General features: G+C 55.8%; 11 protein-coding genes and 3 pseudogenes. 9 read left to right on the forward strand and 5 right to left on the reverse strand.

Annotation, left to right across the window (positions count from 1 at the left end):
- Nucleotides 1-298: 298 nt before the first annotated feature.
- Nucleotides 299-526, reverse strand: a pseudogene (locus E8M77_RS21320) (IS5/IS1182 family transposase); the annotation flags it as partial.
- A gap of 417 nt (nt 527-943) precedes the next feature.
- Between E8M77_RS21320 and E8M77_RS21325 the strand changes: the two are divergent.
- Complete coding sequence (locus tag E8M77_RS21325; protein WP_137132643.1) at nt 944-5,329, forward strand: molybdopterin cofactor-binding domain-containing protein; 4,386 nt, start codon at nt 944-946, stop codon at nt 5,327-5,329.
- Nucleotides 5,330-5,479: 150 nt separating this feature from the next.
- Nucleotides 5,480-5,635, forward strand: a pseudogene (locus tag E8M77_RS21330) (acyl-CoA dehydrogenase); the annotation flags it as partial.
- Here E8M77_RS21330 and E8M77_RS21335 read toward each other — a convergent pair.
- The 4 genes and pseudogenes from E8M77_RS21335 to mobC form a co-directional block, all read right to left on the reverse strand.
- Nucleotides 5,632-5,772, reverse strand: a pseudogene (locus tag E8M77_RS21335) (IS481 family transposase); the annotation flags it as partial. The pseudogenes E8M77_RS21330 and E8M77_RS21335 overlap by 4 nt on opposite strands.
- A gap of 57 nt (nt 5,773-5,829) precedes the next feature.
- A complete protein-coding gene (locus E8M77_RS21340; RefSeq protein WP_137132645.1) occupies nt 5,830-6,015 on the reverse strand; it encodes a hypothetical protein in 186 nt (61 codons plus the stop codon).
- Between the two features lie 178 nt (nt 6,016-6,193).
- Nucleotides 6,194-6,364, reverse strand: a complete 171-nt coding sequence (locus E8M77_RS23975; RefSeq protein WP_170975960.1) for a hypothetical protein — start codon at nt 6,362-6,364, stop codon at nt 6,194-6,196.
- A gap of 56 nt (nt 6,365-6,420) precedes the next feature.
- The gene (gene mobC, locus E8M77_RS21345; protein ID WP_246659355.1) at nt 6,421-6,780 is read right to left on the reverse strand and encodes a plasmid mobilization relaxosome protein MobC; all 360 of its coding nucleotides are present in this window, start codon (nt 6,778-6,780) and stop codon (nt 6,421-6,423) included.
- A gap of 746 nt (nt 6,781-7,526) precedes the next feature.
- On the opposite strand from mobC, the gene E8M77_RS21350 reads away from it, so the two are divergent.
- The 7 genes from E8M77_RS21350 to E8M77_RS21380 form a co-directional block, all read left to right on the forward strand.
- Nucleotides 7,527-7,691, forward strand: coding sequence for a transposase (locus tag E8M77_RS21350; protein WP_137132647.1), 165 nt, complete (start codon nt 7,527-7,529; stop codon nt 7,689-7,691).
- Between the two features lie 36 nt (nt 7,692-7,727).
- Nucleotides 7,728-7,946 (forward strand): hypothetical protein, encoded by a 219-nt coding sequence (locus tag E8M77_RS23980; protein ID WP_170975961.1) that lies wholly within the window; start codon nt 7,728-7,730, stop codon nt 7,944-7,946.
- Between the two features lie 181 nt (nt 7,947-8,127).
- A complete protein-coding gene (locus E8M77_RS21360) occupies nt 8,128-8,322 on the forward strand; it encodes a hypothetical protein (protein ID WP_137132648.1) in 195 nt (64 codons plus the stop codon).
- 75 nt (nt 8,323-8,397) lie between these two features.
- Nucleotides 8,398-8,823 carry a type II toxin-antitoxin system HicB family antitoxin gene (locus E8M77_RS21365; RefSeq protein WP_137132649.1) on the forward strand — a complete coding sequence of 142 codons (426 nt, stop codon included), beginning with the start codon at nt 8,398-8,400 and terminating at the stop codon, nt 8,821-8,823.
- A 174-nt stretch (nt 8,824-8,997) separates the two neighbouring features.
- A complete protein-coding gene (locus E8M77_RS21370; RefSeq protein ID WP_137132650.1) occupies nt 8,998-9,183 on the forward strand; it encodes a type II toxin-antitoxin system HicA family toxin in 186 nt (61 codons plus the stop codon).
- A gap of 48 nt (nt 9,184-9,231) precedes the next feature.
- On the forward strand, nt 9,232-9,618 hold the full coding sequence (locus E8M77_RS21375) for a type II toxin-antitoxin system HicB family antitoxin (RefSeq protein WP_137132651.1): 387 nt from the start codon (nt 9,232-9,234) through the stop codon (nt 9,616-9,618).
- 134 nt (nt 9,619-9,752) lie between these two features.
- A partial coding sequence (locus tag E8M77_RS21380) for an IS6 family transposase (protein ID WP_137133063.1) occupies nt 9,753-10,359 on the forward strand: 607 nt, incomplete at its 3' end.

Consider the following 10,359-nt stretch of genomic DNA (forward strand, 5'->3'; position numbering starts at 1 on the left):
TTGAACATGGAAGGCCCGCCGGACGCGCGCAATCGTATCCACTCGCTTCAACTCCCTCTCCATCCGCCGTCAAAAAACGGATGGTCAGATAAATCCGAAGGGGGTCAAAATTGGACGCCGATCACCCCGCTAATGGGGTCAATTTTGCACGCCGAAACACACCGGCCAGATCGGCATTCGGTGAGTTGACGGGTGTACCCGAAATTGCGGCGCAGGCGGCACATCTGGTGGATGTGATTCTGAAGAGGCTCGATTGCAACGTCCCAACAATCAGTATTGTAGAGAAATGATGGCATGACACCATGCCCAACGTCAACGTAGTCTCGATCGCCGGATCAGAGTCAGGCGGCTGGCCACCGCTCGTCTTGCGTTGTGGAGCAGCCCAGCCGCTAAGGGCTTCCGGCGTTACCCAAAGGGTCAAGCTACCACGGCGGCGAAGGCCCGCCTCATACGCCGGCCAGTTCGCCACCTCGAACTTCTTCTTCCTGATACGATGGCGGTGGGCGGTGTTATGCTTGTGTGGCATGCTGGATCAATCAAGCTATTTTCGATCCAGGCCGCATAGGTGAAAAGTCGCATAGGTGAAAAATGAAATCTTATCCGCGCACCAACGCCCATCATAGCACATGCCTGCGCATAGCCTGAACCAAAGACATAGTCGAAAATCGTAGGTTCGAAGCGTTCAGTTTACAGTGCCTTCAGGGGCCATGTGGCCTTTCTAGGGTCAATCTATAATTGATTTTCTGTGATATAAGCAATCAATGATTGACAGATTCATCGTCATTCATTAGTAAATGTTTACGCACTCACAAGGTCGCTCTCTAGGGCATCATTCCAGTAGTTGTATGTTCCATTTGTTCTCGATTTGCTCATGGCGTGATTATTCATGCGCTAAATTTTGCTTGGGTTAAGCTCCGAAAAGCTTCACTCTATCGTAAAATATATGGCGATATTGACCAGACAATCGAGTTATACGTGGAAGGGAATTCAGCCGCAGTTCGAGAATTATCAAACATTGCAAGGGGATCATTGCGTGACAGCCCGGTTGACTCACGATGTTACATTTTATCTCAACGGCGAGAGAACGGTGATCGCGTCACCCTCTCCTGATCTCATGCTGATCGACTGGCTTCGCAGTCCGGAGATTGGTTTGACCGGGCCCAAAAAGCCTTGCGGACAGGGGGGCTGCGGTGGCTGCACGGTGGTAGTATCCCACTGGAATGAGGCAGAGAACAAGCCCGTGCATCTGCCGATCAATTCCTGTCTGCGGCCAGTTGCGGCGCTGAACGGTCTTGCAGTCACGACAATCGAGGGAACGGGCAGTGTTCGTGAATGCATGAACAAGGTCGCCCATAGGGTGGCGAAGAACAACGGTACCCAGTGCGGTTACTGCACTAACGGCTGGGTTATGGCAATGACCGGCTTCCTGGCCAATGAGCCCGATAACCGCACGAAAAAGGATATTGAGGAGCTGTTCGATGGCAACCTCTGTCGTTGTACCGGCTATCGCGCTCTGCTTGATGGCATGAAAACCTTCGCCAGCGACTGGACGGCAGAAGACGAAGCCAACTTGATGAAATGCTGCGTAGATCCGGCCTTCAATGCGGCTGCTGTCGCAGACAGGGTTGAGATCTTCTTTCCTGAAGGGGCTAGAAACCCGGTGGAGCCTGTTGGCTACCAGCACGACGGCAAAATCTGGATCGAGGCTGTCAGTGTTGCGGAGGCGATCGACCTGCTGCGTCATAATCCGCGCGCGCGCCTTGTCAGTGGCAATACGTCCTTCGGGATCTACAAGGACGAGGTGCTGGAGGCAGCATCCTACATCGGCATTGGTTCGATAGAGGAGTTGCGTGGAATTTCCGTGGAGCATGGGCATCTTTCCCTAGGCGCTGGCGTGACCTACGGCGAACTGCTTGCCTATCTTGGGCCGAATGGGCGGGAGGGTCACGGTGCGCTCTCCATGCTGGACTATATGGGGCGACGTACTGCAGGAACTCTGGTGCGCAATGCGGCGACGCTGGCAGGCAACACGATGCTGGTTCTGCACCATATCCAGAAGGGCGAGCCCTTCCCATCCGATCTTGCCACCGCTCTTTGCGCGGCTGACGCCGTTGTCGATCACATTCTGATTTCCAGCGGAGAACGCAGGCAGTCAGCCCTCACAGAACTTATGGTCGCCTGTGCAGCAGACCCTCACCTTGCCAGCGATTTGTTCCTGCTGCGCTATCACGTGCAGGTGGATCGCGACGGTGTTTTCTGGGCGCAAAAGACTGCACTTCGCGAAGTGAATTCGCATACGATTGTCAATTCCGGCTCCTGCCTCACACTCGAGGCGCACGGTTCACAATATCCGACCATAAGTTACATCAATCTGGTTCTGGGAGGCATCGCGCCCTACGCCTGGCAGCCGGCACATACGATCGCCTTCTTGGACGGGAATACGGCCAGCCCCGCTATTGTGGCAGAGGCGCTGGGCATTCTGGAACAGGAAGTGAAAGACGAACTTGCCTCCTGGGCAGACCGTATGGCGAGTGTGCCGAACGAGGGCTTCACGGATGCCTATCGTCTGGAACTGGCCCAGTCTTATCTCTACAAGGCTGTGCTCAACGCTCTTCTGGTTTTCGATCCGGATCTTGTACCGTCGGAGCTGCGTTCGTCAGCTGTTACGCATTGGCAGAATTGGCCGGTGAGCGGTGGCCATCAAAGCTACCAGACGAATCAATACATGGAGCCGCTGTCGGAGCCCTATATCAAGCTCATGGCCATGTATCAGGCTCAGGGTGAAGTGAAATATACCCACGAAACGCCAGTGGTCGCAGGCACGCTGTACGGGGCATTGATCGGATCGCAAAGAGCGATCGGCTCCTATCGCTTCGTGGACCCATCGACGGGAAAAGCCATTGCGGCGGAAGCGCTCTCGCAGGTGCTCAAAGCACGACTGGGAGGGTTCTCGCAACTGATCACCGCTGCCGAAATTCCCCGGGGTGGTAGCAATATGGCGGGAGACGCCAGTGATCAGCCGCTCTTCTTGCAGCCGGGCGGGTCCATCATGTATGCCGGCCAAGCGCTGGCCATGGTTCTTGCAACATCGGAGAGAAGCGCACAAGCCGCTGCCGATTACGTGGCGGAACACTGCATTTCCTATGAAACGCTCGGCTCTGAAAAGCCCGTCCTGTCTATCGAGGATGCGCTTGCCAGGGACTGGATTTTCCCGGATTGCCCGCAAACCGCAAGCTGGATGGCCCATATCTGGAAAGTGAAACGTCCAGGCACGGTTACTGATTGGGCATTGACGCGTGCCCCCGACGACATGACAGTGCAACTCAGTGAAGCCACTCTCGACGGGGCCAGCTGCAGGGTGGTTGCCACCGGACAGAAGGTCGGCAGTCAGCTGCACTTCTATATGGAAACTCAGGCCACGGTCGTTCAGCCGCGCGATGATGGTTCCATCACCGTGCACTCCTCCACGCAAAGCCCAAAAAGCGTGCAGGATTCGGTCGCAAAAGCGCTGGGCAAACCGCATAACGAGATCGGCGTTCAGGTTCGTCAACTTGGCGGAGGTTTTGGCGGCAAGACGGGTCCATCCACCTTCACGGCTTGCATGGCCGCCATCGCCTCGCAGGCAGCCAATCGCCCTGTTCATATGGCGCTGACCCGCGAAAGCGATAGCGGCTTGATCGGTCGACGCCATCCCTATCTCGGACAGTATCAGCTGGCAGTGGATAGTGGCGAAACGCTTCCGGCAAACAAAGGTCTTATTCGAGGCTTGAAAGGGGATCTGTGGGGCGATGGCGGTGCGTTTTACGACTGCTCGTTCATCGTCTCCGATTGCATTCAGCTGCGCGTGGACAACGCCTATTACATTCCAAACTACGAGACGACCATTGATGTCTGTCGCACCAACACGGCCCCCAACACCGCTTACCGTGCATTCGGTGATATTCAGGGGACACTGATTCTCGAGAATGCCATTGAAGATGCCGCTGTTGCGCTCGACATGGATGCGGCCGAACTCAGGCAGAAAAATCTATATGTCGAGGATCAGGAGACACCGGGAGGGCAGCGCCTTGACTATTGCTATCTCAAGGATGTCTGGGCCTACGCCAAAGACAAGAGTGATTTCGACAGACGCAAGCTCCAGGTAGAGGACTACAATCGTGCCAACAAATGGCGCAAGCGTGGGATCTCGCTTATTCCGCTGAAATACGGCTCCGGTTTCAATCTCGTGATGCTTGAACAGACGACAGCGCTTTTGAGTATCTACGAAAGCGATGGCTCCATCATCATCCAGCAGGGCGGCGTGGACATGGGGCAGGGAATGATGACTATGCTGACACAGATTGCTGCCTATGCGTTGAACGTGCCCCTGGCAACGGTTCGGGTGGAAAGCAGCGATACTCGTGTCATCCCCAATCCCTCGAGTACAGGAGCTTCTACGGGTACGCAGTATAACGGCACAGCGATCAAGAACGCTTGCACAGAGATGAAGGCGAGGATGGAGGCCTTCGTTCAGGGCATACGTGAAGTAAAAGGTGATGATTATTGCGTGACCAAGAATATCGATTATTGGAACTACAATAACGGCTGGCAGGCATCTCCCGCCAGCAGCAAGGGGAAAACAATCTGGCAGAATATTGTGTCCATGGCCTTTTCCGCCCGCGTTAATCTTCAGGTTCAAGCCAATGCACGGATCAGTGGCGGTGAGGGCGACGTTCCCAATATCGAGTTCAAACCCTATGCGGCGCAGCCCAAGGGGACTGAGATTGCCATTGCGGCCAACGGGTCCTTCAGCGAGGCAGTCAACCCCTATATCGGTTTCACCTACAATGCAGCTTGTGCTGAGGTTGAAGTCGATATTCTCACCGGAGAAACCAAGATTCTTCGGGTTGACCTGATTTATGATATGGGCAAGAGCCTCAACCCTGCCATCGATGTGGGCCAGATTGAGGGCGGCTTCATGCAAGGCGTAGGCTATGTGTTGACAGAAAACATCGTCTATCAGCAGCGTGGTGAGAGCACCGGAGTGATGACCAGCGACAATACATGGCGGTACAAGCCTCCGGCGATTTCCACCGTACCGATTGAGATGAATGTCATGCTCTTCCCCCGCGAACTTGCCAAGCGTGTGCCGGAAGACCCGAACCTGCTTTATTCCTCAAAAGAGGTCGGCGAGCCGCCCCTGGTCCTGGCGAATTCGGTCTTCTTTGCGTTGAAGTCTGCCATACGTGCTTCCCGCGTCGAACGCGGACTAAGCCCCTTCTTCGAACTGCCTGCTCCAGCAACCGTTCAGGCTGTGAGAACTGCAGCTGAGGTTACCAGCCTGGTATGAGCTGAACCGCACCGGGTTTGCCGGAGGCAATCTTTTCTTAAGCCTTTCGGCTATCGCTGGTGCGGGTTCGCTTCTCAGTCCATGAGCCTTGCGGCTATTCCGCTCCCTCTGGTGGCGCTGTTGTAGTATTCCGATGCCCTGCTAGACAGGTCGATGGCGCGACTGCAGGAGGCGCTCGGCGAAATCGAAGTTCTGCTCGCCACCAATGCCCGGCTGCTGCAATCTGTCGGTCGCGATGTCGATGATGGAAGAAGCGTTGCTAAAGATCCTCTCGTGCTGCGTCATGTGGTGATCGACAACGCCGTGCGCCGCTTCCACTTCGCCACGGTCTTCTGATTGATACCGTAGCGCGTGGAAAGTGCTCTCAGGCTCACTTGACTATTTTGTATTGCTCGACGGACTGCCTCTGTCGTCCGGGCGCTCCCGTGTAGAATTTGTCCCATAGCGCATCCCTCCATTCTTGGCTGAACAATGCACCACCAATTGCCGGGACTAAACACCTAGAAGCGATCAAGCTGCACGAGGTCCTGTTCGAATCTGCCGGCGCCGGCGTGGCCAATGACCGCTGGCACCAGCTCACCCTTGCCGATATCCGCGCTGTAGACAACATGCTGCCCCGCCTCGATCTCCAGACGAAAACCTGCAACGTCGCGGTATCGGTTCGGTTCTGAAACAGAGGGCTCCATTCTTCGTCCAAGCGCGCAAAATCCGCCTTGGTCTGAAGGCGTTCACCGCGTCCATTTTCAAGCGAAAGATCGCCGTCACGCGAGACGTAATCCATCATTGGCCCGATGCGAATACCGCCACCATAGGAAGCCACTTTGACCTGGGCAGACTGACTGCCGGTCGCCACCGCCTTAAACCTCACCACAACCTGGCGTCGTTGCGAAGACGCGAACGGCTTTGCAGGAGATGAAAAAGAACGGCCGCCAGCTTCTGCCCTGCAGCCCCCTCCTCCACCGATCGGGCGGCAAGAATTGCCGCCAGCTGCGCCACCAACTGCACCACGGGCACGCCTGCGGCGTTCTTGCTCATCCCTGAGCCCGGCTTTCTCGCGTTGCCAATCCTCCTCGAGGGAGCCTCCAAGCATGTCAGCCATGATCGCCACGCCTCATATTGCCAGCCCGCTTAGTCACAGTGCGAAGCTCCACGGCGACGCCGGTTGTCACAAGCTGGACGTTGCGAAGCGAGATCATGACTTCTTCGGGATGGACGACGCGCCCGGAATTCAGAGATCGGGCCACCTGGTTGAGGTTCACGCCGACCTTGCGCAAGTGGTCGAGCAGGACATTGAAGAGGAGACGATCGTCGGCTGTCAGGAATGGCCGCACGCCGGCACCTTCCAGCGATAGCGATCTGACAAAGGCAGACAGTGTCAGTCCCGCTTTGGCGCTTGCCGCCTCCATCGCCGCAAATTCAGCCTCGGAAAGTCGAAGATTGACCTGCCGCATTTTAGCGACGGGGCTCTTGGGTCTTCCTCTCTTGGAGACTTTCGCGGTCATCAAGGGCGCAATCAATCAATGTGAAAACCTGATCGTCGGCGCGTCCGACGATGGCCGCAATTTGTGTATAGCAAATTTGCGTATCCTGCCAAACAAAAACATTTCAAGATCCGCCACCCAAACTCCCTTCGGTCGTTTTGGAACTCGCTGCGCTCGTCCTTTCTTCTGAGGCTCAGCCATAGGCTTCGAAAACAGATCCTGGCGGGCGCTCACCAGGGTTCACCTCGGTCCGATGACTTCTTTTGGTGCTGCAAACCGTACTCGCTTGACAAGGGACGCTTCGCTCTACCACCCTTGCAGACTGCGTGCGGCTGCAGCAGCCAGAACCTGCGCGGCTCCGCGGTTCACGTCTTCCAGGGAAAGCCTTTTTCCGTTGAAACGTATAAACGTTTAGAAGGCAAAACGTCTAAACACGCATCCTACAAAACACACAAACCTCGTTTGCAGGATGCGTGTTTGGACGTTCCCGTTGGTTGCGTGTTAAGGCCAATATGTGATCAAGCATTAGCTCCAATATGGTAAAGATGTTCAGTGCTATTAATGTTCTGTGGTAAATTTGGTATATGGCAAAGTAGTTTGAGTGTTATGTGGCTTCCCGCTAAGCGGTGTGGACGGATTGCCGTATGTTTAATTTCTGCGATTCCCAAACCAGTATTTGGATGATTCATGGGTTGCCGGTTTAGAGGAGATCGGCGATGCTGACGAAGATGACAGAAACGGACTGGGCGGTCGCGCTTGAGGTTTTCCGCGCCTCGCTTCCACGGCGGGGCGACGAGGGTCAAGATGACCGGCTGTTTTTGGAGGCCCTGCATTATTTCTCCGTGAACAATATCACCTGGCGCGGCCTGCCGGAGCGCTAGGGACATTGGAACAGTGTCTGGAAGCGCTGTTCCTGATTGAGCAAGGCGGGTGTTTTTGAGATTTTCTTCGAGCACCTTGCCAGCCTGAGCACGTCGGCCGATCTGGTTCAGATGTTCGACAGCACCGTGGTGTGTGCGCCCGCATCGAGCAAGCAGTCGGAAAACTCAAACGCTTCAAGCGCGTCGCGCTACGATGCGAGAAGACCAAACAAAATTTCGCATCAATCGTCGCAATCGCCGCAGGCTTCATCTTGATCAAATCCGTCCACACCGCCTAGCAGGGCGTTGAGCTTGTCGGCGTCGGTAAGGTCGTCGGCTTCGAAAACTCCACTTAGCATGGCCGAAATTCTCTCGGTAAATCTCGCACATTTTTGTGCGACTTCCCTTGTATCTCGCACAAAAATGTGCGAAGCATAATGGCGGGAAAGGAGGCCGGATGAAGCGCGAACAACTGATCAAGGAGCTTCGAAAACTGGCTAGAAAAGAAGGCAAGGCCTTCGAAGTTTTCGAAGATAACGGCAAGGGTTCGCACTACAGGGTGACATATGACGGACGGTCCACAACGATCAAATCCGGCGAAATGACACCCCTTTATGTGCAGATCATCAAGAAGCAGCTCGGCATCAATTGATGCCGAGACAGCCTCTCGAAGTGTTTCGCTGAAGTCTCGGCTTATCTCGGATTGTTTGATTTTGGAGGCATGACCATGGACTACATTTACCGCGCAATACTCATCCCGGACCCGGACGGCGGCATGGTTGTCACCTTCCCGGATGTGCCGGAAGCCATCACGTTCGGCGCAGATCGCACCGAGGCACTGGAGAGCGCCCGCGAGGCTCTGGCTCTGGCGTTGAGGGGCATCGCCGCCGAAGGACGCGAGCTGCCGGCACCAACCGAAGGCGAAGGGTTTCCGGTTGCCGTACCGGCCGAGGTTGCCACGAAACTGGCCGTCATTTCGGCCTTCCGCAAGGCAGGAATTTCGAAGAGCGAACTTGCCCGCCGTCTGGATCGCAGAGAAACGGAAGCCCGTCGCATCCTTGATCCGGACCATCCAACCAAGCTGGGGCTTCTCACGGATGCCTTGCGCGTGCTTGGGCAGGATATTGTCATTTCCGTCCGACAAGCCGCCTGAAACCACAAGCAGCAGCAAAGGGGGTCCGCTTGTCGAGCGGAGCCCGGTATCGGTCAAAACAGACGGCTCGCAGCGTGCCGCCTCCCTCATAATAAGTGCAAATATATGCACTTATTATGATTGACGCCTCCGCAAAAAGGTGCATATAATTGCACATAGACAAACGGAGAGGTGATGGAGACCAACACAGCAAAGATCATCAAACGGCTTGTTTCGGAGGGATGGACCTTCGACCGCCACGGAAGCGCCCACGACATCTACCGGCACCCGGAAAAAGGTTTCGTACAGGTTCCAAGGCATCGGCAAGTGTCCCCCGGCGTGGCCGGATCGATTGCCAAAAAAGCGGGGTGGGCCAGATAGGCCCGCCCTCACCACCATCACCACCACAGAAGCGAAACGACCGGAAAAATGATCAGATATCCTGCCTTTATTGATGGCGAGATCGGCGCTTATGGCGTCGTCTTTCCCGATCTCGATGGTGTCGTCGCCATGGGCGAAACGCTGGATGAAGCCATATTGAACGCCGAGGAATCGTTGCGAGACGCGGCGCTCGATACCGAACGTGACGGCGGTACCCTTCCAGCACCCACACCGCTGGAAAAGGCCCGAGCGCCCGAAGGTGCCACGCTGGTCAGCATTCCGCTCATCCGCGAGAGCGGCAAGCCTGTGCGGGCCAATATGGTGCTGGACGAGAATGTCCTTGCCTTCATCGATACCGAGGCCCGTCGTCGCTCGATGACGCGAACCGCCTATGTCACCTATATGACGCGCCGCATTGCCCAGATGGGCGGCTGATGAAACATAAAAAGGGGTGCCGCCCATCATGCGGCACCCTGCAACCAGGCCGGGCTTGTCGCAAATTTTCGTGGTTAACGGTATGTTGATCACGGGAAGAGAAATTGTTGCTCCGAAAGTTGTGGAGCGCGTTGATGATTCTGAATGCCATTGCCGAAAAGCTGAAGCGCCAGTCGAAGGATGATTTCAAGGGGCGGCACTTCGAGGCATGGTTGGTCGTGCAGGCGGTTGCCTGGTACCTCCGCTATCCGCTCAGCTATCGGGATCTGGAAGAGATGTTTCGCGAGCGCGGGTTTGAGGTCAATCACAGCACCATCAACCGGTGGGTTCTGGCCTATGCGCCGATGATCGAAAAGCGGCTTCGCCAGTTCCGCCGCCCACACTGTGGGTCGGTCCGGATTGACGAGACCTCTGTGAAGATCCGCGGCAAATGGCGATACCTGTATCGAGCCATCGACAAACACGGAAACCCGGTCGATTTTCTGCTGACGGCGAAGCGTGATCTCGATGCCGCCAAACGTTTCTTCCGCAAGATGCTGAAAGACGAGCCGTTATTGTCGCCCGGCAAGATCGGCACGGATGGCGCCAACACCTTCCCCTCAACGATCAAAACGTCGGTTGACGATGGATTGCTGCATCCAGATCCCGTGCACTATGTCACCAAGCATCTCCAGCAAGGCATTGAGAGCGACCATTTCCGCGTGAAGAAGAACATGCCGAAGATCGGTGGCTTCCAGTCCT

It is taken from the genome of Rhizobium sp. FY34 (assembly GCF_005222845.1).
GTDB lineage: Bacteria > Pseudomonadota > Alphaproteobacteria > Rhizobiales > Rhizobiaceae > Neorhizobium.